The organism is Vogesella urethralis, assembly GCF_007644045.2.
Lineage (GTDB): Bacteria > Pseudomonadota > Gammaproteobacteria > Burkholderiales > Chromobacteriaceae > Vogesella > Vogesella urethralis.
This window is the reverse complement of record NZ_VMDW02000051.1, coordinates 1-25,307: the sequence shown is the minus strand read 5'-3', so window position 1 is coordinate 25,307 and position 25,307 is coordinate 1. Positions and strand designations below refer to the sequence as shown.

General features: G+C 61.8%; 23 protein-coding genes and 2 tRNA genes. 23 read left to right on the top strand and 2 right to left on the bottom strand.

Annotated elements, in window-relative coordinates; translation table 11 throughout:
- Positions 1-160 precede the first annotated feature (160 nt).
- From FLQ03_RS02580 to FLQ03_RS02490, 20 genes are all read left to right on the top strand, one after another.
- Entirely contained in the window at positions 161-1,408 is a 1,248-nt protein-coding gene (locus FLQ03_RS02580; protein ID WP_144371837.1) for an MFS transporter, read from the top strand.
- Positions 1,409-1,527: 119 nt separating this feature from the next.
- Positions 1,528-3,588 (top strand): methionine--tRNA ligase, encoded by a 2,061-nt coding sequence (metG, locus tag FLQ03_RS02575; protein ID WP_144371836.1) that lies wholly within the window; start codon positions 1,528-1,530, stop codon positions 3,586-3,588.
- A gap of 799 nt (positions 3,589-4,387) precedes the next feature.
- A complete protein-coding gene (locus FLQ03_RS02570) occupies positions 4,388-5,548 on the top strand; it encodes a hypothetical protein (RefSeq protein ID WP_144371835.1) in 1,161 nt (386 codons plus the stop codon).
- 17 nt (positions 5,549-5,565) lie between these two features.
- A complete protein-coding gene (locus FLQ03_RS02565) occupies positions 5,566-5,994 on the top strand; it encodes a PEP-CTERM sorting domain-containing protein (protein WP_144371834.1) in 429 nt (142 codons plus the stop codon).
- Between the two features lie 10 nt (positions 5,995-6,004).
- Entirely contained in the window at positions 6,005-7,495 is a 1,491-nt protein-coding gene (locus FLQ03_RS02560; protein ID WP_240802181.1) for an undecaprenyl-phosphate glucose phosphotransferase, read from the top strand.
- Between the two features lie 17 nt (positions 7,496-7,512).
- Complete coding sequence (locus tag FLQ03_RS02555) at positions 7,513-8,457, top strand: EpsD family peptidyl-prolyl cis-trans isomerase (protein ID WP_144371833.1); 945 nt, start codon at positions 7,513-7,515, stop codon at positions 8,455-8,457.
- Positions 8,454-9,233, top strand: a complete 780-nt coding sequence (locus tag FLQ03_RS02550; protein ID WP_144371832.1) for an SLBB domain-containing protein — start codon at positions 8,454-8,456, stop codon at positions 9,231-9,233. The genes FLQ03_RS02555 and FLQ03_RS02550 overlap by 4 nt, the downstream gene beginning before the upstream one ends.
- 13 nt (positions 9,234-9,246) lie before the next feature.
- Positions 9,247-10,626, top strand: a complete 1,380-nt coding sequence (gene epsF, locus FLQ03_RS02545) for a chain length determinant protein EpsF (protein WP_144371831.1) — start codon at positions 9,247-9,249, stop codon at positions 10,624-10,626.
- Positions 10,623-11,495, top strand: coding sequence for a chain length determinant protein tyrosine kinase EpsG (epsG, locus tag FLQ03_RS02540; RefSeq protein ID WP_240802180.1), 873 nt, complete (start codon positions 10,623-10,625; stop codon positions 11,493-11,495). Before epsF ends, epsG begins: the two co-directional genes overlap by 4 nt.
- Positions 11,496-11,498: 3 nt before the next feature.
- A complete protein-coding gene (gene xrtB, locus FLQ03_RS02535) occupies positions 11,499-12,395 on the top strand; it encodes an exosortase B (protein ID WP_144371830.1) in 897 nt (298 codons plus the stop codon).
- A complete protein-coding gene (gene epsI, locus FLQ03_RS02530; RefSeq protein WP_144371829.1) occupies positions 12,392-13,063 on the top strand; it encodes an exosortase-associated protein EpsI, B-type in 672 nt (223 codons plus the stop codon). Before xrtB ends, epsI begins: the two co-directional genes overlap by 4 nt.
- Positions 13,060-14,511 (top strand): hypothetical protein, encoded by a 1,452-nt coding sequence (locus FLQ03_RS19075; RefSeq protein WP_170252287.1) that lies wholly within the window; start codon positions 13,060-13,062, stop codon positions 14,509-14,511. Before epsI ends, FLQ03_RS19075 begins: the two co-directional genes overlap by 4 nt.
- Positions 14,508-15,509 carry a glycosyltransferase family 2 protein gene (locus FLQ03_RS19070; protein WP_170252286.1) on the top strand — a complete coding sequence of 334 codons (1,002 nt, stop codon included), beginning with the start codon at positions 14,508-14,510 and terminating at the stop codon, positions 15,507-15,509. Before FLQ03_RS19075 ends, FLQ03_RS19070 begins: the two co-directional genes overlap by 4 nt.
- Positions 15,506-17,038 carry a hypothetical protein gene (locus FLQ03_RS02520; RefSeq protein ID WP_144371828.1) on the top strand — a complete coding sequence of 511 codons (1,533 nt, stop codon included), beginning with the start codon at positions 15,506-15,508 and terminating at the stop codon, positions 17,036-17,038. The genes FLQ03_RS19070 and FLQ03_RS02520 overlap by 4 nt, the downstream gene beginning before the upstream one ends.
- Positions 17,039-17,043: 5 nt before the next feature.
- Entirely contained in the window at positions 17,044-18,075 is a 1,032-nt protein-coding gene (locus tag FLQ03_RS19235; RefSeq protein WP_206210833.1) for a nitroreductase family protein, read from the top strand.
- Between the two features lie 32 nt (positions 18,076-18,107).
- Positions 18,108-19,358, top strand: coding sequence for a polysaccharide pyruvyl transferase family protein (locus tag FLQ03_RS02510; protein ID WP_144371827.1), 1,251 nt, complete (start codon positions 18,108-18,110; stop codon positions 19,356-19,358).
- A 46-nt stretch (positions 19,359-19,404) separates the two neighbouring features.
- Positions 19,405-20,496 carry a glycosyltransferase family 4 protein gene (locus FLQ03_RS02505; protein ID WP_144371826.1) on the top strand — a complete coding sequence of 364 codons (1,092 nt, stop codon included), beginning with the start codon at positions 19,405-19,407 and terminating at the stop codon, positions 20,494-20,496.
- On the top strand, positions 20,493-20,945 hold the full coding sequence (locus FLQ03_RS02500; protein ID WP_144371825.1) for a glycosyltransferase family protein: 453 nt from the start codon (positions 20,493-20,495) through the stop codon (positions 20,943-20,945). The genes FLQ03_RS02505 and FLQ03_RS02500 overlap by 4 nt, the downstream gene beginning before the upstream one ends.
- Positions 20,946-20,950: 5 nt before the next feature.
- The gene (locus FLQ03_RS02495; RefSeq protein ID WP_170252285.1) at positions 20,951-21,430 is read left to right on the top strand and encodes a glycosyltransferase; all 480 of its coding nucleotides are present in this window, start codon (positions 20,951-20,953) and stop codon (positions 21,428-21,430) included.
- Complete coding sequence (locus tag FLQ03_RS02490) at positions 21,427-22,758, top strand: hypothetical protein (protein WP_144371823.1); 1,332 nt, start codon at positions 21,427-21,429, stop codon at positions 22,756-22,758. Before FLQ03_RS02495 ends, FLQ03_RS02490 begins: the two co-directional genes overlap by 4 nt.
- Before the next feature lie 56 nt (positions 22,759-22,814).
- Here the strand turns inward: FLQ03_RS02490 and FLQ03_RS02485 are convergent, their stop codons facing one another.
- Positions 22,815-23,405, bottom strand: a complete 591-nt coding sequence (locus FLQ03_RS02485) for a PEP-CTERM sorting domain-containing protein (protein ID WP_206210832.1) — start codon at positions 23,403-23,405, stop codon at positions 22,815-22,817.
- 80 nt (positions 23,406-23,485) lie between these two features.
- Positions 23,486-24,040: a PEP-CTERM sorting domain-containing protein gene (locus FLQ03_RS02480; protein ID WP_144371821.1), complete on the bottom strand. Its 555-nt coding sequence runs from the start codon at positions 24,038-24,040 to the stop codon at positions 23,486-23,488.
- Positions 24,041-24,407: 367 nt separating this feature from the next.
- On the opposite strand from FLQ03_RS02480, the gene FLQ03_RS02475 reads away from it, so the two are divergent.
- The 3 genes from FLQ03_RS02475 (at position 24,408) to FLQ03_RS02465 (ending at position 24,949) form a co-directional block, all read left to right on the top strand.
- Positions 24,408-24,593 (top strand): hypothetical protein, encoded by a 186-nt coding sequence (locus tag FLQ03_RS02475; protein WP_144371820.1) that lies wholly within the window; start codon positions 24,408-24,410, stop codon positions 24,591-24,593.
- Between the two features lie 54 nt (positions 24,594-24,647).
- Positions 24,648-24,724, top strand: a tRNA-Met gene (locus tag FLQ03_RS02470).
- Between the two features lie 148 nt (positions 24,725-24,872).
- Positions 24,873-24,949: transfer RNA gene (locus tag FLQ03_RS02465), tRNA-Met, on the top strand.
- Positions 24,950-25,307 lie beyond the last annotated feature (358 nt).

Below are 25,307 nucleotides of genomic sequence, written 5' to 3'. Positions count from 1 at the left end.
ATCGTGGCAAATGATAGCCCAAAGCACCCGCTGTCGCCCATGCCTGCGGCCCGTGGCGGGCGGGGCTGGTCTAAGTGGCTGATTTCGCGTAGAATCCCTACCCTTTTTTCCCGTGTGGCGGGGTGGCTTTTGGCCCTGCCATGGTTTTTGAGGTGTTCTTTTGTCTGCCAATAACAAGATTTCCCGCCTGTCGTTTGCCACCTTGCTGTTTCCGCTGGCCCTGGTGCTGTTCGAATTTGCCGTCTACATCGCCAACGACATGGCGCAGCCTGCCATGCTGCAGGTTACCCGCGAGTTCGGTGTGGACGCCGGCTGGGTGCCGCTGTCGATGACCTTTTTCTTGCTGGGCGGTGCCGCGCTGTCGTGGCTGACCGGCCCGCTGTCCGACCGTTACGGCCGCCGTCCGGTGCTGCTGGGCGGGGTGGTGTTCTTTATCGTGAGCTGCCTGGCCACCTATCTGGTGAGCAGCATCGAAGCCTATATGGCGCTGCGCGTGCTGCAGGGCATGGGCCTGTGCTTCATCAACGCCGTCGGCTACGCCGCGGTACAGGAAGCCTACGCCGAGAAAACAGCGGTGCGCGTTACCGCGCTGATGGCCAACGTGGCGCTGATCGCGCCGATGGTGGGCCCGCTGGCCGGCGCCGCGCTGGTGGAAGTGGCGCCGTGGCGCAGCTGCTTCCTGTTCATTGCCGCCTGCGCGCTGCTGGCGCTGCTGGGCCTGTGGTGGAAAATGCCGGAAACCGTACGCCCTGCGGCCAACCCGCGCCCGCTGTCCAGCATGGGCGGCGACTACCTGCAGCTGCTGCGTGACCGCCGCTTTGTGCTGTCGGTGCTGTGCATCCCGCTGCTGGCGCTGCCGCTGATGGGCTGGATTGCGCTGTCGCCAGTACTGCTGGTGGAAGACCTGGGCATGAGCACGCTGGCCTACGGCCTGTGGCAGCTGCCGGTATTCGGTGGCCTGGTGGCTGGCAACCTGCTGCTGGCGGCCCGTGCCGAGGCGTGGCCGCTGGGCCGCTCGGTGCTGCTGGGCATGTGGCCGGTGGTGGGCGGCCTGGTGCTGATGCTGGCTGGCGTGCTGTACGGTCAGCAACAGCACGTGTTTCTGGTGCTGGGCATGACCCTGATGGCGGTAGGCGAGGGCATGTCTTTCGGCGTGCTGTACCGTTTTGCGCTGATGAGCAGCAGCCTGCCCAAGGGTGTGGTGTCTGCCGGCATGAGCATGTTGTGCATGGCCGGTTACGGTATCGGCATCGAGCTGTTCCGCTGGGCCTACATCGCCGGCAGCATGACCGGTTTTGCCCTGCTGTCGGTGCTGACCGCGCTGGTGTTCGTGTGGCTGGCGCGCCCGCAAGTGGCAGTGGCGATGGCCGAACGCGACGACCCGGACCTGCTGCCGCAGTCGGCCTGATCGGCCAGCCTGCCACCCCAGGTGGCACAAATACAGAAGGTTGGCCGCGATGACTGTCGCGGCCAACCTTTGTCGTTATAATCGACGGTTTACCGAATCCTTTCACCGGACGCTTCTCCATGACCAAACGCAAGATTCTGGTGACCAGTGCACTGCCTTACGCCAACGCGGGGCTGCACCTTGGCCACATGCTCGAACAGATCCAAACCGACATCTGGGTGCGCTTCCAGAAGATGCGCGGCCACGAGTGCTACTACGTGTGCGCCGATGACACCCACGGCGCGCCCATCATGCTGGCAGCCGAGAAGCGCGGCATTACCCCCGAGCAGCTGATTGCCGAAGTGGAAGCGCTGCACGTGGCCGATTCGCAGGGCTTCCTGATCGGCCACGACAGCTACTACAGCACCAACAGCCCGGAAAACAAGGAACTGGCGCAGCAGATGTACCGCGCGCTGCGTGCCGACAACAAGATTACCTCGCGTACCATCGAGCAGCTGTTCGACCCGGAAAAGCAGATGTTCCTGCCGGACCGCTTCGTGAAGGGCGAATGCCCGAAATGCAGCGCCAAAGACCAGTACGGCGACAACTGTGAAGTGTGCGGCGCTACCTATAACCCCACCGAACTGAAGAACCCGTACTCGGCGGTGTCCGGCGCCACGCCGGTGCTGAAAACCTCCGAGCACTACTTCTTCCGCCTGGGCGAGTGCGCCGACTTCCTGCGCGACTGGACCAGCGGCAACACTACCCGCGCCGACGGCGTGGTACAGCCGCACCTGCAGCCGGAATCGCTGAACAAGATGAACGAGTGGATCGGCGGCGGCCTGCAGGACTGGGACATCAGCCGTGACGCCCCGTACTTCGGCTTCGAGATTCCCGACGCGCCGGGCAAGTACTTCTACGTGTGGCTGGATGCGCCGATCGGCTACATGGCTAGCTTCAAGAAGCTGTGCGCACAGCTGAACCTGGACTTCGACGCCTGGTTCAAGCCGGACACCGACACCGAGATGTACCACTTCATCGGCAAGGACATCCTGTACTTCCACGCGCTGTTCTGGCCCGCCACGCTGAAGTTCTCCGGCATGCGTGCGCCCACCGGCGTCTTCGCCCACGGCTTCCTCACCGTGGACGGCCAGAAGATGTCCAAGTCGCGCGGCACCTTCATCACCGCCAAGAGCTACCTGGAATGCGGCCTGAACCCGGAATGGATGCGTTACTACATCGCCGGCAAGCTCAACAGCCGTATCGAAGACATCGACCTGAACCTGGGTGACTTCGTGGCCCGCGTGAACTCGGACGTGGTGGGCAAGTACGTCAACATCGCCAGCCGCGCCGCTGGCTTCATTACCAAGCGCTTTGGCGGCAAGCTGGCCGACAGCGTGCAGGATGAAACCCGCCTGCTGGGCAATATCGCCGCCGAGGCCGACAACATCGCCGCTGCTTTCGAAGCGCGCGAGTACGCCAAGGCGCTGCGCGAGATCATGGGCATTGCCGACGTGGTGAACGCCTACGTGGATGCCAACAAACCGTGGGAGCTGGCCAAGCAGGAAGGGCAGGAAGCGCGCCTGCACGAAGTGTGCACCGTGCTGATCAACGCCTTCCGCCTGCTCACCATCTACCTGAAGCCGGTACTGCCGAAAGTAGCGCAAGACGTGGAGGCCTTCCTCGACGTGGCACCGCTGCAGTGGACCGACGCCCAGCAGCCGCTGCTGGGTCACACCATCAAGCCGTACCAGCACCTGATGCAACGCGTCGACCCGGTGCTGGTGGACAAACTCATCGAAGCGAACAAACAGACCATGGAAGCACAAGCACCGGCCGCTGCGGCCAACTACGAGCCGCTGGCCGACACCATCAAGATCGACGACTTTGCCAAGCTGGACCTGCGCGTAGGCAAGGTACTGGCCTGCAACTTCGTGGAAGGCTCCGACAAGCTGCTGCAGTTCACCGTCGACCTGGGCTTTGAACAGCGCAACATCTTCTCCGGCATCCGTTCCGCCTATCAGGAGCCGGAAAAGCTGGTTGGCCGCAAAGTGATCGTGGTAGCCAACCTGGCCGAACGCAAGATGCGCTTTGGCGTATCGCAAGGCATGATCGTCTGCGCCTCCGGCAATGACGACAGCAGCGGCCTGTTCCTGCTGGACGCTGACGACGGCGCACAACCGGGCATGCGCGTAGGCTAAGCCGGGCTGCCGCCCGTCTGCGGTTTGCCGGCGGTGGCCTGCCTGTGCCGGTCACGCCGGAACGGCGCCTGAGCCAACAACCTGCTTGTTTCACATCGCAAACCCAGCTTGTATCTCAAGCTGGGTTTGTTGCTATCTGCTACCCCGTTTGCCTGGCAAACGGGGTTTTTCATGGTGGCGCGTCGGCGTGCTGCAGACTGCGGCACGCGTTTTCAACACCGTCCGCTTTCGCTTGTTCACGCTTGTCAGGTGGCCCGGCTGTGGGCGTTGCCTGCCATTTGGGTTGCCGTGCCGCTATCTGGCGCCAAGGGGGCACTGTGCCCATGCCATGAAACCGGATGTAGTCGTGTCGTTTTTGCATCATCGAGCCCTGCTGCTGACGTTTGACAGGGTGAAATCTGTTCATTTTCCATGCGTGCACCTAATGACATATTGTCTTTTTGTCGGACAATTCTTAATTATTTAAATTAAACAGTCTGTTTATAATTGACCGGGTTTTTTTGTACGCAATTGCAGTGCGATGTATCCAGTTTGTCACAATGCTGCGATGCAGCAGTCTATTTCCTCTTATTTTCCTGTTTTCAAGCAATTTCAATCTGTTTTGTGGCCGTTTCTTGTCTTTGATCAGTGCTAATGACGTTGGAGTAATTTTATTGGCATCGCAGTTTAATAAGAAATAATGATTTAGTGCTGAATGATTAATGCATCGTTTTTAAAGGCTTAATGCTATTGAAATTATGATATATTAATTTGTCACGTCAGATTGAACGGAACCTTACAGGTCAGGAGGAGTGTCGGCATGTCGCCTGACCACCGCAAAAAAACGCTGCTGGCATGCACTTTGGCAGTGGCTTGCCAGGCGCAGGCTGCGTCGGACGAAAACGATCTGCTGAAGCTGAACCTGCGCAGTGGCGTGGTTAGTGACAGCAATGTCTACCGCAGCCCGGCCTCACCGCTGCTCGGGCGTAAGCCTGTGGTCAGTGATAGCAGCGTGCAGTACCAACTGGGGGCGCGCCTGCAGCAGCAGTTCAGCCGCCAGCAACTGACGCTGGACGCACAGTTGACGCAAACCGATTACCGGCGCCTCGATGAGCTGGATCACCAGCGCTACGAAGGGGCACTGGCTTGGGGCCTGCAATGGGGCAATGCGCTCGGCGGCAACCTGGCGCTCAGTCACCGCAAGCGCATGGGCGATTTCAAGGACAACGCCAGCAGCCGGCCAGACTTCATTACCGGCAGCGGGCAGCGGCTGGACCTGAACTGGCAGCCGCTCAGTGCATGGTCGGGCCTGATGGCAGCCGAGCTGTCGCAGGAGCGACATAGCGTGCAGAGCGCGCTGGATTACGACCAGCGGCTGCTAGAGGCGGGGGTGCGCTATCGCACCCCGCGTGGCAGCTCGGTACTGGCAAAGTTTTTTGGCAAGACGCTGGATTACCGGCAGGACAACCGTACCCCGGGCAGCGTCAGCCGCGACGAGACACAGCGCGGTATTCGCTGGCAGATGAACTGGCCGGCCAGCAGCAAGACCACGCTGGCACTGGGCGGCAGCCACTACCAGCGTTGCCCGCGCCAGGGGGCGGCTTGCCGCAGCTTGGACAACGCCAGCGCCAACATCAGCTGGCAGGCGTCGGCGCATTCGCAGCTGGGTTTTACCCTGGCGCGAGAGGACAGAGACCCTGGCCAGGCCTTGAATGCCGGCCAGCTTGACCGTTGGGAGCTGACTTGGCGCTGGACACTGGGTGAAAAGCTGTTGGCCACTGCGCGATGGTCCGAGGAGAAGGTGCGCAACGAGCCGCCCGGCAATCCGCGCACCGAGCTGTGGTACGTGGGGCTGACCCACCAGTGGCACCGTGCCTTGCAACTGGAAGGTTATGCCCAGAAGCAGCGCCGGCGCTCGCCGTTGTCTAGCCTGGCATACGACGCCGACATGCTGGGCCTGAATGTCCAGATCGATTACTAGCATTGAAGGAATCACACATGAACCCGGTACGACTCGTCATGCTGTCATTGGCATGCCTGATGTGCACCACCGCCCATGCCGCTTTGCTGGATGCTAACACCCGTAGCGCTGCCAGCCAGGTGCCCGATACCCGTCTGAGCGGCCCGGTTTACCCGATGCTGGGCCCGGCCAATATGGACAACGGCGAGTTGTACGAGGGTATCCGCATCGAGCCACAGGCGACGGCCCTGCTGCCGCTGGTATCGGACCAGGCCAATGTGCGTTCGCTGGCCTCGACCAGCCTGGTAGCACCCCTGGCCTTGGTATCTGGTGTCAGTGCGGGTGGTTTGTCTGCAAGCAGCGCGGTGAACCCGGTGGCGCCTGCCGTGCCCGAGCCTGCGGCGTGGGGCCTGATGGCAATGGGCCTGCTCGGTGTGTTGCTGAAGCATCATTCCCGTCGTCGTTGAGCATTGAGTTATGGAACGTATCTCCAGTCACGGCCAGCGGGCCGCCGAACACGCCAGCCAGGCCGACATCGACCTGGACTTGCCGCATCTGTCGCGGCTGAACGATCGTTATGGCGAGCTGGCGTCGGCCTTGCCGCTGGTCAGCCTGTTCAAGATGCTGCTCGACCCGGTGGTGGTGGTGGCGACGTATCTTGGTTTGTGCAGCTATTTCGACATTGCGCTGGACGGCTTTGCCCTGGTGTTCTGCACCTTGGTTTTCCTGTTGTCTGCCTTGCTGCTGGAAGGCGCTTATCTGTTCGTGCCTGGCGACAAGCGTCGTTTCCAGGGGCTGGGCCGCTTTGCCCTGGGCTGGGGCCTGATTGCCGGCAGCCTGGGCCTGCTCGGCTACGCCACCGTGTTGGGCGATTATTACTACCAGCCGTTGATCCATACCTGGATGTGGCTGACACCGGCCCTGCTGTTACTGATGCACGGTCTGTGCCGCTTGCTGCTGATGCGCGTGCTGGTGGCGGCGCGCAAGCCGTTACGCACCGTGGTGGTGGGGGCCAACCATCCAGGGCACATGCTGGCCAAGGCCTTGCGCCAGAGCAGCTTGCAACCGTACGACTTTCTGGGCTTCTTTGACGACCGCCACGTCGACCGGTTGGCCTTGCGCGAGGATGACACCTTGCTGGGCAGTGTGCGCGATTTGCCGGCCTACGCCCGCGAGCACGGCATCCATAACATTTATGTCTCATTGCCGATGACCTCACAACAGCGGGTGATGGAGCTGCTGGACGAGCTGAAAGACTCTACCGCCTCGATCTACTTTGTGCCGGATCTGTTCACCTTCGACCTGATCCAGGCCCGCTTCGATCACGTGCAGGGCATTCCGGTGGTGGCCATTTGCGAAAGCCCGTTTACCGGCATGAATGCCGTGGTGAAGCGCCTGTCGGACATGGTGATGGCCGCCGGCATCCTATTGCTGATCTGGCCGCTGTTGCTTGGGGTGGCCATTGCTGTCAAAGCCACCAGCAAGGGGCCGGTATTTTTCAAACAGCGCCGTTATGGCATGAACGGCGAGAGCGTGCTGGTCTACAAATTCCGTTCGATGACGGTGATGGAAGACGGCGACAAAGTGGTACAAGCCACCCGCAACGATCAGCGCCTTACCCCGATTGGCGCTTTCCTGCGCAAGACCTCGCTGGACGAGCTGCCGCAGTTCATCAATGTGCTGGAAGGCAAGATGAGTATCGTCGGCCCTCGCCCGCACGCCAACGCGCACAACGAGCAGTACCGCAAGCTGATCAAGGGCTACATGGTGCGCCACAAGGTACGCCCCGGCATTACCGGTTGGGCGCAGGTCAATGGCTACCGCGGCGAGACCGACACGCTGGACAAGATGGCAAACCGCATCAGTTACGACCTCGATTACCTGCGTAACTGGTCGATCTGGCTCGATCTGAAAATCATTATCAAGACGGCCCTGATGGTCGTGCTTCCTCCCAAGACCGCTTACTGAATCGACGGATCCTTCCCATGTTGCAAGCAAACCGCTCCATGCTGGCGCTCGCCTTGTCCCTGACGCTGTTAGGGGGCTGCGCCGACAAAGCTGCAGAAAAACCTGCGCCCAGCCAGGTTTTGGCCCGCGTGAACGACACTGAAATCACCGTGCACCAGCTGAACTATCTGGCCCGCAGCCAGCCAGGCGGCAAGGTGGACGAGGCCACCCGGCAAAAGCTGCTGGAACAGCTGGTTGACCAGGAAGTGCTGGTGCAGCAGGCCGTCAGCCAGAAGCTGGACCGCGAGCCCAATGTGCTGCAAGCACTGGAAGCAGCCCGCCGCCAGATTCTGGCCCAGGCCGCTGCCGAGAAAGTGCTGGCGGTCAACACCACGCCTTCTTCTGCCGCCATGGACCAGTTCTACCGCGAGCACCCGGCGCTGTTTGCCGAGCGCAAGATTTTCGGTTTCGAGGCTTTCCAGGTGAGCGCCGATGCGGTGACTGCCGGCGTACGGGCCAAGCTGGACAAGATCAAGACGGTGGCCGAAATGCAGGCCGTCATGCAAGAGGCGGGCATTCGCTACCAGCAGCGCAGCGTCCGTCTGGCTGCCGAGCAGCTGCCGATGCCGCTGCTGGAGCGCATGACCGATGTGAAGCCGGGTGACGTACTGGCGGTGCCGGAAGGCAAGCAACTGGTACTGATGCTGTTGCGCGAGAGCGAAACCATGCCGGTATCGCGTACCGACGCCGACGCCCAGATCAAGCAGTACCTGCAACGGCAAGACCTGGAGCGCACCGCCCAGAACAAGCTGGCTGCCCTGCGCAAAGCGGCCAACATCGAGTACGTCGCCCGTCACCAGCCTGCTGTAAGCCAACCTGACACGCCGGCGGCACCAGTGGCACCGGCTGCGGCCAACCCTGCCACGCCGGCAGCGGCCAAGCCGGCATTGAGTACCGAATCTGTTGTCGAGGGCCTGAAATGATGCGCCGTCTGCTGATACTGGCCACCATGTTGCTGGCCCCGCTGCTGCACGCGGCCGACAATGCCGGCGAATACCGGCTGGGGCCGGGCGACGTGGTGAAGATCAGCGTGTACGACCACGCCGATCTGAACACCGAAATCCAGCTTAACAAGGATGGCGACATCACCTTTCCGCTGGTAGGCAAGCTGCGCTTGCAGGGCCTGTCGTATACCGAGTCCGAAGCGCTGATCGCCCGAGCCCTGCAGGGCGGCGGTTTCCTGAAACAGGCCAACGTCAACGTGCTGGTGACCCAGTACCGCAGCGTGCGTGTGTCGGTGGTGGGCGAGGTCTACAAGCCTGGCCGTTACGCGCTGGACAGCATGGCCAACCTGATCGACGTGCTGGCGATCGCCGGTGGCGTCAACAGCAGCGGTGGCGACAAGGTGATCGTGCTGCGCGGCGACCGTCGTGACGAATACTTCATCAGCAAGCTGATGGCCGGCAGCGACGCCGACCGCCAGCTGCGCATCCAGGGCGGGGACATCATCTACATCCCGCGCATGCAGCAATTCTACGTCTACGGCGAAGTCAACCGCCCCGGCAGCTACCGTCTGGAACCCGGCATGACCGTGATGCAGGCGGTGTCGGTGGCGGGTGGCTTCAACCCGCGTGCCTCGCATCGCGCCTTCCAACTGCACCGCAACCAGCCCGACGGCAGCATCCGCCAGATCGAGCCGGCACTGAGCGACACGCTGCAGGAAAACGACGTCATCTACGTTCAGGAGAGCCTGTTCTAGGCCGCGCACGCACATGAATATCTCGCAATTCGTCCAGATCATCAAAGCCCGCAAGTGGGTGGGCATTGCCGCCTTTGGCACCGTGGTGCTGGCCACGGCGGCGACCACGGTGCTGATGCAGAAGCAGTACATGGCCGAAGCCGCACTGGCGGTAGACGTCAAAGCCGTCGACCCGGTGACCGGTTCGCCGGTACAGGGCTACCTGGCCCCCAGTTTCATGGCCACTCAGGTCGACATCATTCAAAGCCAGAGCGTGGCGCTGAAAGTGGTCGACGGGCTGGGGCTTACCGCCATTCCGGCGCTGCGTGATAGCTGGCTGGCCGCTACCGGTGGCCGTGGCGACATGCGCTTCTGGCTGGCCGATCGCCTGCTGTCGCGGCTGGATGTGCAGCCCAGCCGCGAAAGCAACGTCATCACCCTGGCTTATACATCGCCGGACCCGCGCTTTTCGGCCACCGTCACCAACGCTTTTGCCGAAGCCTATATCCGCATGCTGGGCGAGATGCGCACGGCGGCGGCGTTCCAGAGCAACCAGTTTTTCCAGCAGCAGCTGAAAGAGCTGCAAGCCAAGCTGGAGGCGGCACAGCAGCAGCTGTCCAGCTACCAGCAAGAGCACGGCATCGTGGCCAGTGACGAGAAAGTGGATATCGAGACGCAGCGGCTGAACGAGCTTTCCAGCCAGCTGGTGGGCCTGCAGAGCGCTACCGCCGACGCCCGCTCCCGCGTGCGTGGCGGCGTGGCTGCGCCCGACGTGCTGAACAACCCGCTGATCCAGCAACTGAAGAACCAGCTGGCGTCGCAAGAAGCCAAGTTCAACGAGCTGGCGCAGAAAAACGGCCCCAATCATCCGCACTACCAGCAGGCGCAGGCCGAGCTGGAAGCCACCCGCAGCCAACTGCAGCAACTGATGGCCCAGTACGCGGGCGGCCTGGACAGTGCCGCCGGCAACGCGGCCAGCCGCCAGGGCGCGCTGGAAGGAGCCTTGCAGCAGCAAAAGGCGCGCGTACTGGAATTGAAAACCCAGCGCGCCAAGCTGGATGTGTTGCAACGCGACGTGGATAACGCCCAGCGCAGCTACGACCAGGCGCTGCAGCGCTTCTCGCAGACGGCGCTGGAAAGCCGCTCCGAGCAGGCCAATATCTCGATGCTGAAATCGGCGGTGGAACCGACTGCGCCGGCCAGCCCGCGCCTGCTGGTGAATATGCTGCTGGCGGTCTTTGTCGGCCTGCTGATGGGCGTCATCAGCGCCTTGCTGGCCGAGTTGTTCGACCGGCGGGTACGCGCCAGCAGCGATATCGAAACCCTGCTGGGGCTGCCGGTACTGGCGGTGCTGGCCGAGAAAGACAAACCTGCCCCCTGGTGGTGGGCACGACGCAAGCGGATGGTGTCATGAGCCTGATGAACTACGACTTTCACACGGCGCCGGCACCGGCTGCCGGCCATATCGGCAAGTTGCTGCTGGACAGCGGCAAGCTGACCCCGCTGGAGGCGGAGAAGGCGCTGCAACTGCAGAAGGAGCAGAACCTGCGTTTTGGCGAGGCCGCCATCCAGCTGGGTTTCATTACCGAGCAGGATATCCAGCAAGCGCTGGCGCAGCAGTTTTCCTACCCGTTTCTGGCCGAAGGCGATGCCGGGCTGGACCCGCGCCTGATTGCGGCCTACCAGCCGTTCGATACCAAAGTAGAAGCCTTGCGCAGCCTGCGTAGCCAGCTGATGCTGCGCTGGCTGAACGATACCCGCCGCAGCGTGGTACTGACCGGCTACGAAGCCGGGGCCGGCACCAGCCTGACTGCGGCCAACCTGGCCATCGTGTTCTCGCAGCTGGGCGAACGGACGTTGCTGGTGGACAGCAACCTGCGCCAGCCGCAGCAGCACACGCTGTTTGGCCTGCCCAATCGTGCCGGCCTCAGCGACTTGCTGGCCGGTCGCTGCGGCACCGAAGCCATCGTGCGGGTAGACAAGCTGCGCGACCTGTCGGTACTGCCGGCCGGCAACCCGGCGCCCAATCCGCAAGAGCTGCTATCGCGCGAAAGCTTTGGCGAGCTGCTGTACCAGCTGGCCCAGGCCTACGACGTCATCCTGCTGGATAGCCACCCGATGCAGCAGGTTGCCGATGCCCAGCTGGTAGCGGCACGCGCCGGCGCGGCGCTGATTGTGGGCCGCCAGCACCGCAGCCCGGTGAAGGGCCTGCAAAGCGTGCGCGACCAGTTGCAGGTGGCAGGCGCCACGGTGCTCGGCTGCGTGCTGACCATGGAGCACTAAGCGATGCGTGCCTCGCAAGCTGCTGCCGTGAACGCGCCGGCGCCGGCGTTCGATCCGCTGGCCTTTGTCACTCGCCACGCCATCCTGTTACTGGCTATCGCCAGCTGGCTGTTGCCGACGGTCTACCGTCTGGCGACCACGCTATGGAATACCCCGGAGCAAGGCCACGGCCCGATGATCCTGCTGGTGGTGGCCTGGCTGTTCTGGCAGCAGCGCCAGCCTGCCGCCCACGCCAGCCAGGCCAGCCCGCTGGCAGGCGGCCTGTGCCTGCTGCTGGCCGTCGCCGCCTACGTGCTGGGGCGCTCGCAAGCCATCCTGATGCTGGAAGTGGGCAGCTTCATCCCCTTGCTGGCCGGCCTGATGCTGATGAGTGGCGGCGTGGCAATGCTGCGCCGGCACTGGTTTGCCCTGCTGTTCATGCTGTTCCTGATTCCGCTGCCAGCAGGCGTGGTAGACGCCTTGACCGGCGTGCTGAAAAACCAGGTGTCGCACGTGGCAGAAGTGCTGCTGTACCAGGTGGGTTACCCGGTGGCCCGCAGCGGCGTCATGCTGTCGGTAGGGCAGTACCAGTTGCTCGTGGCCGACGCCTGCTCCGGCATGAATTCGCTGTTCAGCCTGCTGGCGGTAGGCACCTTGTACGTGCACCAGTCGCGCCACGACTTCGTGCTGCGCAATGTGTTGCTGCTGTTGGCCATCCTGCCGATCGCGTTTGCGGCCAACATCGTGCGGGTGGTGATCCTGATCCTGGTGACCTACCACTACGGCGACGCGGCCGGCCAGGGCTTTATCCATGATTTTGCCGGCCTGCTGCTGTTCAGCATGGCCCTGGCCGGCATGTTCCTGTTTGACTTGCTTCTGGGCCGAGTCTGGCCGGACGCGCCGGCGGGAGGCAAGGCATGACCCTGCTACGCCAATCTGTGATCGCGCTGCTGTTACTGCTGGCAGCGTTGGCCGCCTGGCAGCTGACCCCGCGCACCTTTCTGGCTGATAGCCGCCAGATCAAGCTGGATGACATGGTGCCGGCGCGTTTCGGCCAGTGGCAGCTCGACCCGCAGCAAGACGTGGTGGCCTTGTCGCCGGAGTTGGCCGCCAGGCTGGAAAAGGTGTATTCGCAGACCTTGACGCGTACCTATGTCAACCCGCAGGGCGAGCGCGTAATGCTGGCGGTAGCCTACGGCCGCGACCAGCGTGACGGCAGCAACAGCGTGCACTACCCCGAAATCTGCTACCCGGCGCAGGGCTTTGTGGTGGGGCCGACGCAGCAGACGCGCTGGGGCGGCTTGCAGGTACGGCAGCTGGTGGCCAGCATGGGCCCGCGTGTGGAGCCCATCAGCTACTGGCTGCTGATCGGCGAGCACGCGGTGGCGGCGCGCGAGTCGCAGAAACTGGTGCAGATCGGCTACGGCCTGCGTGGTGCTATCCCGGACGGCTTGTTGTTCCGCGTTTCCAGCGTGGATAACGACAGCAGCCGTGCTTACGCCTTGCAGCAGGCTTTTGTGCAGGAGCTGTTCCGAGCCATGGCCCCGACCGCGCGCCCGGCACTGTTTGGCAAGGATGTGGCGCTGTGATGCGAAGCACATTCGATACGGCTGCTAGCTGGCGCCCGCTGCTGCTGACCTTGTTGTCATGCTTGCCGTTTGCCTGGCTGCTGGCGCACGGCAAAGGGCTATTACTGCTGTTGGCCTGCATCCTGGCCCTGCCGGCGGTAGCCATGCTGTATTACCGGCATGCGATCGGTCGCGCCACGCTGGAGCGCGCAGCATTCGATACCTTGCTGGCCGTTTTCTTGCTGGCAGGGGTTGTGCATGAGCGCCTGGGGCTGCCGCTAGGCTATGTGCTGGAGGCCGGCCTGTTCTTCCTGTTTCCGGTGCTGTGGCTGTTCAACCGCGATACGTGCCGCCACGACGCCAGCGTCAACGCCTTCTTGTGGCTATTCGGGCTAGCGCATGGGCTGTTGCTGCTTTCCACCTTCCTGGGGCGCAGCCACGCCATGGCCGCTGCCTGGCAGCTGATGTACAACGCCAAGTTGCCACTGATGCTGCTGTGTGCTGGCCTGTTTTTGCACCGTGACCGCTTGATGCCGTCGCTGCGGCGCATGGTGCTGGTATTGCTGCTGTTGTGTCTGCCGGCGCTGCTGCTGGAGCAAACGGCACCGTCGGTCTTTTTGCAGGTGTTCGGCGGCATTCCGGCCTGGCAGCACAATGAGCTGCTGGGTGGCAGCTTCAACAAGAACCGGGCCATCTTCACGCATTCCGGCTATCTGGCTGCCTACGCCGCCTACGCCGTGATCACGGTGTGGTTCCTGTTCGACCGCAGTCTGCGCTTTTTCTATGGTTATGCCGCGTTAGTGGTACTGGTATTGCTGCTGTCGGGCCAGCGCCAGGAAACCCTGGGCGTGGTACTGGGTATTGCCGCCGTGTATGCGGTCAAGCACCGCCATAACGTGCTGGTATGGCTGTTTCCGGCGGCTGGTGCCGTGTTGCTGGCCTGGGGGTTATGGCTGGGCGGTATTGCCGAACTGGACCTGTTCGCGCAATGGGGCCTTGGGCGCGGCCAGCTGTCGGAACGTGCCGAGCTGTATGTAGGCGGGATACGGGCAGCGCAGCAGTATTTCCCGCTCGGTGCCGGTCTGGGCACCTATGGCGGTGCCGGCGCGCAGAAATTCGACCTTACCCTGTTCCAGGACCTGGGCTTTCACCGCTTCTGGTGGTTCCGCAAGGAACTGTTTCTGGTGGATACCTACTGGCCCAACCTGTTTGCCGAAGGCGGCTGGTTCTGCGCGCTGCTGATGTTGCTGGCGTATCTGGCGCTGGGGGCTGGCCTGGTGTACCGCATCATGCAACCGCTCTCGCCGTTGCAGCTGCGTCTGGCCAGCGCTGGCCTGGCTTGCTGGGTCTTCCTGCTGATGAATTCGCCCACCTCGCCCTTGCTGACCGATCCACGCGGGGCTTTTCTGGCCTGGTTGCTGATTGGCTGGGCGCTGATTACGCCGAAACAGGAGGCGGTAAGCCCATGATGTCCATCCTGATCAAGGCCTTTAACGAAGAAGAAAAAATCGCCTCCACCTTGCAGGCTGCCTGCGCCGCACTGGCCGAGCTGGGCGGCGAGGGCGAGATCATCGTGGCCGACTCCTGCTCCACCGACGCGACCGTGGCCATTGCCCGCCGTTTTCCGGTGCGCATCGTGCAACTGGCCGACCCGCAGCAGCGCGGTTGCGGCGCCGGCGTGCAGCTGGGCTACCAGTTTGCCCGCTACCCGTACGTCTACTTGCTGGATGCCGACATGGTGCTGGAGCCGGGCTACCTGCCACAAGCACTGGCCGCCTTGCAGGCCGACCCGGCGCTGGCCGGGGTGGCCGGTTACGTGGTGGATACCCGCATTACCAACGATATCGACCGCATCCGCGTGCGTAACGGCTTGTCCACCCGCGCCGGCGACGTGCGTTGCCTGAATGGCGGCGGCCTGTACCGTAGCGATGCCATCGCGGCAGCTGGTGGCTACGCGGCCGACCTGAACCTGAAAGCCTACGAAGAGGCCGAGCTGGGCATGCGTTTGCGCAGTGCCGGCTACCGCCTGCAGCGCCTGCCGATGGTGGCGGCACGCCATACCGGCCACAGCCTGGGCACGCTGGCCTTGCTGGCCAGGCACTGGCGCAGCCGCCGCGCGATGGCGGCAGGGGTACTGCTGCGCGGCGCCTGGGGCAAACCGTGGTTTGCCAGCGCCGTGCACGAAATGCGCTTTGGTCTGGCGATGCTGGGCTACTGGCTGCTGATGCTGCTGCTGGCGGTGGCGGTCATCGGCGGGGTGGTGCCGGCCGGGTTGGCCGCAGCCGCCTTGCTGCTGCCGGTCCTGATATGGGCCTTGCTGGCGGTGCGCAAGCGCAGTGTGCGGCACGCCAGTTTGTCCCTGCTGGATTGGCATGTACTGATGCTGGCTATGCTGCTTGGTGCGCGCTATCCCAGACTGCCCGCTGCGAACGGCTTGCCCGCGGTGGAACTGGAGGGCGCAGCATGAGCGGTGGGCATTATTCGCTGCACAAGGCGCGCCGCAGCCTGCTGCATTTCATGCTGGGCAAGGTCGGTGCTGCGCTGCTGGGCATCGCGGCGCTGTTGCTGTCGGTACGGGTGCTGGATGCCAGCGTGTTTGCCGCCTATGTGGCGCTGGTAGCCTTGTGCGAGATGGCTTACCTGATCAGCGGCCTGGGCCTGTCTACCATGGCGCAGCGTTACGTCACCGAGTACCGGCTGCGGCTGGCACCGGCGGCCTTCCCGCGGTTTGTCTGGCGGTTGCAGCTGCGGCGCCTGGGCTACAGCGGTGGTTTTGTGCTGCTGCTGTGGCCGCTGGCCGGCTATCTGCTGCCGGTGTTGCACCTGCATACGCTGCATGCCGAGCTGGCATGGCTAGCATGGGTACTGGTGTTGGGTAACCAGCTGCGTTTTTGCGACGAGGTGATGGCCAGCCTGCTGATGCAGGGCAGTGCCCAGGGCAGTGTGCTGCTACGCAATGCGGTACGGCTGGGCGGTTACGGCCTGGTGTGGCACGGCAGTCTGTCCGCCAGCGCGCGCAGCGTGGTCATGATCGAGTTGTGCCTGCTACTGGTATCGCTGTGCTGGAGCCTGGCGGCGCTGGCGCGCTATCTGCAGCACAGCAGCCGCCAGCCGGCTGCGGCCAACCAGTTGGCCAGCTATCACAACGCCGATGCTGCCGCGGTGTCGCGCCGGTTCTACCTGGTGCAATGCGTAGGCCAGATCTACGGCAGCAATATGCTGTTGCTGCTGACTACCCGGCTGCTGGGCGCGGCCGGTACTGCCGCGCTGGGCTTTGCCCAGTCGCTGACCGACATGGTGCGCAACTACTTGCCGGCGCAGTTGCTGCTGGGCTGGGTACGGCCGCTGATGGTGTCACGCTACGTGGAAAACGGGGATTATGCCCAGTTGCAGCGTTACGCCAACCTCATTCTCAAGGCCAATCTGATGAGCCTGCTGCCGGCGGCGGTGCTGATGCTGGTATGCGGCGATACGCTGGGCCACTGGCTCAGTGGTGGCCGTTACCCGCAAATGGGCAGCCTGCTGGCCACGCTGCTGTGTCTGCTGATGCTGCAGACCGCGCACCTGGTACTCAGCCTGGTCACGCTGACCATCGAGCGTGCGCAGGCCAATGTTCGTGCCACTTTCTGCGCCTGTCTTGCTTTGCCCTTGCTGCCGCTATTGGCACAACTGGCCGGTATCAGCGGGGTGGTGCTGACGCTGTGCCTGTCCGAGCTGCTGTGGTGCGGCACTGTATTGCTGCTGTTGCGCCGCGATGGCCTGGCGTTCCATTTCGACTGGTATGGCCTGGGCAAGCTGCTGCTGCTGGGGAGCCTGCTGCTGTTGCTGCTGGGTGGGGTGGTGCCGCTGTGGCCGGCGGGCATTGCCAGCCAGTTGCTGCTGTGTGCGGCCGGCATGCTGCTGTTTCTGGCGGCGGCTACCCGCCTGAAGCCGCTCAACGGTGGCGAGCGCGACATTCTGGGCAAATTGCTGCCCGCCCGTTTTTTACTGTGGTGATTTTCATGCTGAAACAAACAGCCAAGTGGTGCGCCAGCTTGCTCCCGCAACAGTTTTACCTGCGTCTGCGTCAGCAGTATCGCCAACTGCGCGACCGCCGTGCGCTGGGGGGGGCCATGCGGCGCGACCTGCAGCGCTACCGGCGCCATTCCGGCTTGCTGGATGGCCTCGGCCAGGCAGCACTGCAAGCGCACATCATCAAGAGTTACCACCGTATTGAAAAAGCGCTGGCCTTGCCGGCGCCACGGCCGGGTTTTGGTGCGCATGCGGTGGGCCTGCTGCTGGAGGAGCTGGCGGTCTATCTGAACCGCTACGGTGCCGACCATTGTGTGCACGCCGCGTTGAATACGCTGGACGAGTATGTCGCCTTCTGCCAGGCCCACGCCGCACCGGTGCCGGCCGTGGCTACCCGCACTGCACAGTTGAGGGCACGCGCCGGCCACACCGGTGTGCTGGCCGAGGGCGGTACCCGCTTGGTGGCGCCCGAGGACATCCGTGCGGCTATCCCGGGTGATATGGCGGCCTTTTTCCGCATGCGTTTCAGCGTGCGCCAGTTCTCGCCGCGCCGCGTGGACATGGGCCTGATCGAGCAGGCGGTGGCCATGGCACAAAAGACACCGTCGGTGTGCAACCGCGAGAGCGGCCACGTGTACGTGGTGCAGGAACGCAGCCGGATCGATGCCTTGCTGGCGTTCCAGAACGGCAACCGCGGCTTTGGCCACCAGGCCGACAAGCTGCTGATCGTCAGTAGCCGCTTGCCGTGCTTTCACACCGTGGGCGAGCGCTACCAGCACTGGATAGACGGCGGCATGTACGCCATGTCGCTGGTGTACGCGCTGCACGCGCAAGGCCTGGGCGTGTGCTGCCTGAACTGGAGCGTCACCCCCGACGAGGACCGCGCACTGAAAGCCGCGGCCGCCATCCCCGACACCGACAGCATCATCATGTTCCTGGCGGTTGGCCATTTGCCGGACGTGCCGTTCCGCGTGGCACAAAGCCCGCGCCGCCCGTTTGCCGACGTGATGACCGTGTTGTAAACGCCCGAACCTAGCCCGAGAGATTGCCTTTCATGAAAACCATCTACCTGACCGGACAAAACAATTTTGGCAACCGTGGCTGCGAAGCGCTGGTGCGCTCCACCGTGGAGCTGCTGCGCGCCCAGCTGGGCCGCGTGCGCGTGCTGGTGCCGTCTGCCGATATTGAGCGCGATGCACGCCAGTGGCCCGATGCGGCCAACTACGGCGTGGAATGGGTAGAAAGCCCGGCGGTACCGGGCAGTTACATCAACTGGGACCGGCTGTGCCGCCGGTTGCCGTTCATGCTGGGGCTGAACTGGCCTGCGTTCAAACCGGATGCCCGCCTGGCGGCGCGGCTGGCGGAGTGCGATGCGGTGCTGTCCATCGGCGGCGACAACTACTCGCTGGACTACGACCTGGCGTCGCTGTTTTTCTTTGTCGGTATCGCCGAATACGCGATGGGCCTGGGCAAGCCGGTGCTGCTGTGGGGGGCGTCGGTGGGACCGTTCAGTGCCAAGCCGGCGGTAGAGCGCCAGATGGCGGCCCACTTGCGCCGACTGTCGCTGATTACCATCCGCGAAAGCCATTCCGTGGCCTATCTGAAGGGTATCGGCGTCAGCGATAACGTGCGCCAAGTGACCGACTCCGCCTTTGCCATGACGCCGCAGCCGGTAGACACCGCGGCCTTCTGGCCACAAGCGGGGGAGGGGGTGATCGGTTTGAACCTCAGCCCGCTGATCGAAAAAGTGCGTGCCCAGGCGGGTGAGCCGGGCGTGCTGCTGCGCGAGTCGGCCGCCTTTGTGCGCCGTGTGCTGGAAAGCACCCAGTACAGCGTGTTGCTGGTGCCGCATGTGGCGCCGCTGGATGGCAACGCCACCAATAACGACGAGGTGTACCTGGCCAGCCTGATACAAGCGATTGGCCGTCAGGACGGCAGGGTAGGTATCGTGCCTAGCGGCATGAATGCCACCCAGCTGAAGTACATCATCAGCCAGTGCCGTTTTTTCATTGGCGCGCGCACCCACGCCACCATTGCCGCCATGTCTACCGGCGTGCCCTGCACGTCGATTGCCTATAGCGTGAAGGCGCGCGGCATCAATCGCGACCTGTTCGGGCACGAGGATTTCGTGTTGCCCACACCCGAGGTCAGCGAGGCGTCGCTGTGGTTGCACCTGAATCGCCTGATCAGCCAGGAGCTGCAAATCAAGCAGCTGTCGCAGCAAAAACTGCCGGCCTGGAAGGCGGCGCCGGCGCAGGCGGCCATCTGGCTGAAGGCAAAATTGCAGACAGCAACAGCATCATGAGACGCCTGTTGATCAGACCGATAGTTGAAAACGCCGTTTGTGAATCATGACGAATAAGCAAATTGTGATGCTGGGCACCGACTGGCGCTCGCCAGGCGGCATGACCGCGGTCATCCACCAATACCACGCTGCCGGTTTGTGGCAGCAGTGGCCGATTCTTTATCTGGCCACCTTTCACCACGACCGGCTGGGCAACAAGCTGAAGTTGGCCGCCAGCGCGGCGCTGAGCCTGCTGGGGCTTTTGCTGCGCGGCCGCGTGGCGCTGGTGCATGCCCACGGTGCGGTGTACGGCAGTTTCTGGCGCAAGGGGCTGCTGCTGATGCTGGCCAGGCTGTTTGGCGTGCCCACCATCTTCCATTTGCACGGCGGCGAGTTCGTCCATTTTTATGAAACCTGCTGCGGGCCGCGCCGGCGCTGGCTGGTGCGCTATCTGTTGCGGCACATGGGCGTGATTTGCGTACTGAGCCAGCGCTGGGCAGACCTGCTGCAGACTGTGGAGCCAGTTTGCAAACCGGTGATCGTGCCCAATCCGATCGGCTTGCCGGCACAGGCTGCCCAGCCACAGGCTGGCCGCTTGCTGTTTCTGGGCCGTCTGCGCGACGTCAAAGGGGTATACGAGCTGATCACGGCGCTGTCGCTGCTGCGCGAGCGCTTTCCGCATCTGCGCCTAGTGCTGGGCGGCGATGGTGACCAGGCACCGCTATGGGCACATGCCCGCGCACAGGGCGTAGCGGACATGATCGAGATGCCGGGCTGGATCGACGGCGACGCCAAGGCCAGCGCACTGCGCGAGGCCGAAGTGTTCGTGCTGCCATCGCATTACGAAGCACAACCGGTCTGCATTCTGGAAGCCATGGCGCAAGGTGTGCCGGTGGTGGCGACGTCGGTTGGCGGCATCCCCGATATGTGTGACGACGGCGTGCATGCCTTGCTGGTGCCGGCACAGCAGCCCGAGCAGTTGGCCGCAGCCATTGCCCGTTTGCTGGACGATGCCGAACTACGGCAGACCTTGGCACGGCAGGCGTATCAGCGGGTGGTGGCACAGTACTCGCACCAACAGGTGATGCAGCAACTGGGCCAGCTGTATCAATCGCTTGGAGCGCAGCCCGGGATCTCGCTGCGGGAGGTGAAGGTATGAGCAAGCGCATTCTGGCCATTGCTTCCGGCGGCGGCCACTGGATCGAACTGTGCCGCATTTTCCCGGCGCTGGCCGGCGGCGAGCTGACCATGGCGTCGGTGCATGCCCACCTGGTGACGGACGTACCGCCCGGTGCGCGCTATGTGACGGTACGCGATGCTACCCGCTGGGACAAATGGGGGCTGGTGGTGCTGCTATGCCAGGTCGCCTGGCTGCTGCTTCGTCTGCGGCCGGACGTCATCATTACCACCGGTGCCGCACCGGGCTATTTTGCGCTGCGCCTGGGCAGGCTGCTGGGGGCGCGTACCATCTGGCTGGATAGCATTGCCAATGTGGACGAGCTGTCGCTATCGGGCCTGAAGGCGCGACGCCATGCCGACCTGTGGCTGACGCAGTGGCCGCACCTGGCGCGCCCGCAGGGGCCGCACTACATGGGAGCAGTAATGTGATTTTCGTGACCGTTGGTTCCCAGATCGGGTTTGACCGCTTTGTGCGCACCGTGGACGAATGGGCTGCCGGCCACCCCGGGCTGGACATCCTGTGCCAGTACGGCTCTGGCAGCTATGTGCCGCGCCATATGCGCGCCGTGGTATCGCTCGACCCCGCGGCTTTCGAGCAGGCCTTGCAACAGGCCAGCTTGCTGGTGGCGCACGCCGGTATCGGCTCTATCCTGTCGGCCGCTAGCGCGCGCAAGCCGCTGATCATCTTCCCGCGCCACGGCAGCCTGCGCGAGACGCGCAACGATCACCAGCTGGCCACCGCCAAGTGGATGATGCAGAAAGCCGGCGTGCAAGTTGCCTGGGATGAGGCCCAGTTGCACAGCATGCTGGAGCAGGCCCGGCACTCGACACAAGCGGCCGTGTTCCAGCCTGATACGCCGGACACGCTGATCGGGCATTTGCGGCATTACATTTTCGAGGAGCGTGCGCGATGAAACTGCTGACACGATGGTTGGCCGCCGGTTTGATGGCGGGCTTGTCGTCCTTTGCCCTGGCGGGCGGCCAGCCGCCGGTGCTGGCTGACTTTGCCGCTGTGCCGCGTCTGGCGGGGCACGTGGACGTCGATAAACTGACCACCCAGCTGCAGCAGATGAAGGCCAATACCTATATGTGGCTGGTGTGGCATAGCCAGTACGACTGGAGCGATCTGCGCTACTTTTTGCCGAAGGCCAAGGCTGCCGGTATTGATGTCTGGGTCTATCTGGTACCGCATTCGGAAACGCCGGCAGGCAGTAGCACCTTCAAGCTGTATTCCGAGCCCTACCGTACCGATTACGTACAGTGGGCTGCCGAAATCGCTCGTCTGTCACTGCAGCACAGCAACCTGAAAGGCTACGTGATCGACGACTTTGTCGAGAACATGATTCCGGGCCGCTTTACCGCTGATTACATCAACCGCATGCAGCAGGCAGGCAAGAGCATTAATCCGGCGCTGCGTTTTTACCCGCTGGTGTATGTCAGCGAGGTAAACGAAAGCCTGATGGATACGCTGGGGCCGAAGGTAGACGGTGTGGTGGCGGCGTATCCGCCTAACGCCCAATCTGTGCGCGACATGGTGCCGTTCCTGAAAGACAACTACGTGTTGCCGGAGCGACTGCAGCTGGCCTCGCGTTACGGTGTGGACTATCCGGCAGGCGATGGCGCGTTCGCGGTACAGCGCTTTGCGGTCAAAACGCCGGCGCAGGCCAGCCTGCAATTCCAGTTTGCCGACGATTACCACTACTTTCGCGAAGGTGAAAAGTACCTGGTGGTGCAACTGGATGGCCAGACCATCTGGCAGGAGGATGTTGCGCGCTACGACAAGCAGCAGGTCAGCATCGACCTGGCCAGCCGCGTGGCCGGCAAACAGTACATCAAGCTGGCGATCGGCTTATGGGACGCCAAACTCAACCGCAATCTGGGTGTTAGCGTCATCCTGTCCGGCTTGAGTACCCCCGGTTTGGTGGCCTACCCCGGTGGCAGTAGTGCACTGAGTAACTGGCAATTTGAAAAGAGTAATCGTTACAACGCCCAGTGGTTGGCCGCGCGGCGCGGTACTGGGCGCTTCAATTTGCCCACGCTAGTGATGTTACCTGCTGAAAAATTTGAATTCCAGAAGCGCACCAGTTTGACGGCGACGCCTTCGGCACTGGGTAGCAAATTACGCGAATTGAATCAGCTGGTGCAAACCGGCCTGGTAGACGGAGTGGTGACGTATTGCCTTGATAAAAGCGAGGGCAACCCGTTCATGAAAGAGGTAGCCAACGTTTATGCCAATTACTGATTTATTTGGTATTAAAAATAAAAAAATGGCCACTTTTAATAAAGTGGCCATTTTTATCAAGAAGCGATCGCTTCCGGCGCTGTGCTTTGCTGTTTCTGTTTGCGGCGGCGCGCCCAGGCAGCCAAGAGGCCGATCCCCATCAGGGCATAGGTTTCCGGCTCCGGTACCGGTGCCACTTGCAGATTATCCAGCAGCAGGCGGGTCTGGTTGGGATAGCTTCGGTCTTGAGCTACCAGGAAGGTGACCGAGCCGGCGTAGGCTTTACCCGGAGCCCATGTGGCGGTTTGCCACTGGCTGCTACCGTTGTTATCCCAGAAGAGATCACTCAGGTTCAGCAAAACGTTTTTCTTGTTGTCCAGCAGCAGGGCAACAAACGGCGAATACAAGTGATCACGTTTGATTGCCCAGTCAAAGCTGAGCTGCTCGTTGGCGGCCAGATTGATGGTTTTGCCAAGAAGCGAGCCGGTAAAAATGCCATTGCTTGTTGTCCACTTGCTGGTTGCCTTGGCTGTGCCGGCAGTCAGCACGCCAAATGCATCGTTGCTGGCAACGTTAGGGCGAGCGCCCAGTCCGGCATTGTCGGTGCTGATGCTGAAATCGTACGGCGTGCTGTAGGTTTTTTTACCCTGGCTGAAATCACCATTCACCAGCGCGGCTTGGGCTGGCAGGGTGAGGGCGGCAAGCGCCAGGCTGCTGAGTATGAGTTTCATATGGTTATTCTCCTGTTTCAGCCTTGCTGTTTACGGCGACGCGACATCAGCAGACCCAGCAGGCCCATACCCATCAGGGCGTAGGTTTCCGGTTCCGGCACCGGCGCAACTGCTACGCCGTCAATCAGCAGGCGTTTGCTGCTGTCCAGCAGGCTCAGGCGGATTTCCAGGTTGGCGTCGTCTTCATTGCCCGACGGCGCCCAGCTGAAACGCTGCCAGCTCAGGCTGTTGCTGGAGATTTCAACCTTCTTGCTGTCGCCGTTCACGAACAGTTGCACTTCGCTATTGGTCGGATTGCCGGATGCATCGGTCACAATGAAGTTGAAAGACAGCAACGAACCCAGCTCCAGGTTCTGGATGCGGGTCAGCAAATCACCGCCTTGCAGTACGGCATACTTCTGCCCTTCTTGGGCAGCAATGCCGAAAAAGCGATCGCTATTGCTGTAGATCTTGCTGGCTTCGCTTCCGACGCTCCAGTCTTCGAAATCATTTTCGAAGCTGGGGTTGAGCAGCGCAGCGTTGGCTGTGGTGGTAGCGAACAGTAGCGCGCCTATGGCTAACAGTTTATTCATATGTGTTTCCTTGAATGAGTCATGGTGTATTTTAAAATAACCATTTAAATCATTAACTTGCTTCTGTATTTTATTGTTTATGCCTTGGTGATGTGAAGTGAATTTTTTGTTTTTTATCAATATAAGTAAATAAGATAAAAAATCTGCATTTTTAAAAAAATTAATGATTTCGAGTTCGTGCTGAAGGTGGTGGTGGCTGTCATGCCTTGTTCACACACTGCCGTTAAGCTGGCTGGGTCAGTCTGGCGCCGGGAACTGCGTAGTCCTACGTATGGTCAGTACCGGTAACACGCGGTATGGTGTTGAGCGCTAGTAGCGCTTTATCAAATGGATATTGATAACAAGAATGACAAATGAAAGGAAAATCATGCGGATCAACCAACTAGAGCCAGGTCATAGCATCCTGGAAACAACCGATAGCGGCGAAGTGCTGCGCTTTGAAGTCGTGAATGTCCGTGCCGTTGGCCGTCGCTACGAAGTCACCATGCGCACCCCGGCTGGAGTGGAGAGTGTTATCTATCCGGCCAATGCGTATGTGCAGACGGCAGCGTAATTCAATAAATGCTTGACGCGGCAGCTTGGTGAATGTATAGTTCGTCCTCTCTGTCGCGGGATGGAGCAGTCTGGTAGCTCGTCGGGCTCATAACCCGAAGGTCGTAGGTTCGAATCCTGCTCCCGCAACCAAGTTTTCGAAAAAGCCAATCAAAAGATTGGCTTTTTCATTTGCTAGCACCATGCTGGTGCAGGCATGGGTGGCGTAAAGTAATTTGATAATTACAGTAAATTAAGCTTGACACTGCTATAGATACTGTATATTATTCACTTCATCAGACGCGGGATGGAGCAGTCTGGTAGCTCGTCGGGCTCATAACCCGAAGGTCGTAGGTTCGAATCCTGCTCCCGCAACCAAATACAAACCCCTGATTCAATTGAGAAATTGGATCAGGGGTTTTGCGTTTTCCCTCCTCTCTTTTGGGCACAGACCGGCTTCTGTGCCCATTTCTGTGCCTAAGCCGTGCCCACAGCACATCCCAGATGAGGTTTTTTTGACCTTTGGGCTGAATGGGCACGCTGTTTTGTCGTGACCTTTGGGATTTCGGCGCGTTTTGTGCCCTCTGGGCACAGGGTGGGCACAAAGATCAAGTGCCTGAAATTTCCCTCAAATACCAATAGATCACCTTTGTGTCGTCCTAGCGACGTCCCCCCAATCTCAGTAGCACTACGCTTTAGAGTCCAAGGCTAATTTACCGGATTTCTCCGCCAGTAA

What these genes read in the sequence shown, in the direction of transcription:
- metG (WP_144371836.1), top strand. Translation starts at nt 1,528, where the DNA reads ATGACCAAACGCAAGATTCTGGTGACCAGTGCACTGCCTTACGCCAAC.
- FLQ03_RS02570 (WP_144371835.1), top strand. Translation starts at nt 4,388, where the DNA reads ATGTCGCCTGACCACCGCAAAAAAACGCTGCTGGCATGCACTTTGGCA.
- FLQ03_RS02565 (WP_144371834.1), top strand. Translation starts at nt 5,566, where the DNA reads ATGAACCCGGTACGACTCGTCATGCTGTCATTGGCATGCCTGATGTGC.
- FLQ03_RS02560 (WP_240802181.1), top strand. Translation starts at nt 6,005, where the DNA reads ATGGAACGTATCTCCAGTCACGGCCAGCGGGCCGCCGAACACGCCAGC.
- FLQ03_RS02555 (WP_144371833.1), top strand. Translation starts at nt 7,513, where the DNA reads ATGTTGCAAGCAAACCGCTCCATGCTGGCGCTCGCCTTGTCCCTGACG.
- FLQ03_RS02550 (WP_144371832.1), top strand. Translation starts at nt 8,454, where the DNA reads ATGATGCGCCGTCTGCTGATACTGGCCACCATGTTGCTGGCCCCGCTG.
- epsF (WP_144371831.1), top strand. Translation starts at nt 9,247, where the DNA reads ATGAATATCTCGCAATTCGTCCAGATCATCAAAGCCCGCAAGTGGGTG.
- epsG (WP_240802180.1), top strand. Translation starts at nt 10,623, where the DNA reads ATGAGCCTGATGAACTACGACTTTCACACGGCGCCGGCACCGGCTGCC.
- xrtB (WP_144371830.1), top strand. Translation starts at nt 11,499, where the DNA reads ATGCGTGCCTCGCAAGCTGCTGCCGTGAACGCGCCGGCGCCGGCGTTC.
- epsI (WP_144371829.1), top strand. Translation starts at nt 12,392, where the DNA reads ATGACCCTGCTACGCCAATCTGTGATCGCGCTGCTGTTACTGCTGGCA.
- FLQ03_RS19070 (WP_170252286.1), top strand. Translation starts at nt 14,508, where the DNA reads ATGATGTCCATCCTGATCAAGGCCTTTAACGAAGAAGAAAAAATCGCC.
- FLQ03_RS02520 (WP_144371828.1), top strand. Translation starts at nt 15,506, where the DNA reads ATGAGCGGTGGGCATTATTCGCTGCACAAGGCGCGCCGCAGCCTGCTG.
- FLQ03_RS19235 (WP_206210833.1), top strand. Translation starts at nt 17,044, where the DNA reads ATGCTGAAACAAACAGCCAAGTGGTGCGCCAGCTTGCTCCCGCAACAG.
- FLQ03_RS02510 (WP_144371827.1), top strand. Translation starts at nt 18,108, where the DNA reads ATGAAAACCATCTACCTGACCGGACAAAACAATTTTGGCAACCGTGGC.
- FLQ03_RS02505 (WP_144371826.1), top strand. Translation starts at nt 19,405, where the DNA reads ATGACGAATAAGCAAATTGTGATGCTGGGCACCGACTGGCGCTCGCCA.
- FLQ03_RS02500 (WP_144371825.1), top strand. Translation starts at nt 20,493, where the DNA reads ATGAGCAAGCGCATTCTGGCCATTGCTTCCGGCGGCGGCCACTGGATC.
- FLQ03_RS02490 (WP_144371823.1), top strand. Translation starts at nt 21,427, where the DNA reads ATGAAACTGCTGACACGATGGTTGGCCGCCGGTTTGATGGCGGGCTTG.
- FLQ03_RS02480 (WP_144371821.1), bottom strand. Translation starts at nt 24,040, where the DNA reads ATGAATAAACTGTTAGCCATAGGCGCGCTACTGTTCGCTACCACCACA.
- FLQ03_RS02475 (WP_144371820.1), top strand. Translation starts at nt 24,408, where the DNA reads ATGCGGATCAACCAACTAGAGCCAGGTCATAGCATCCTGGAAACAACC.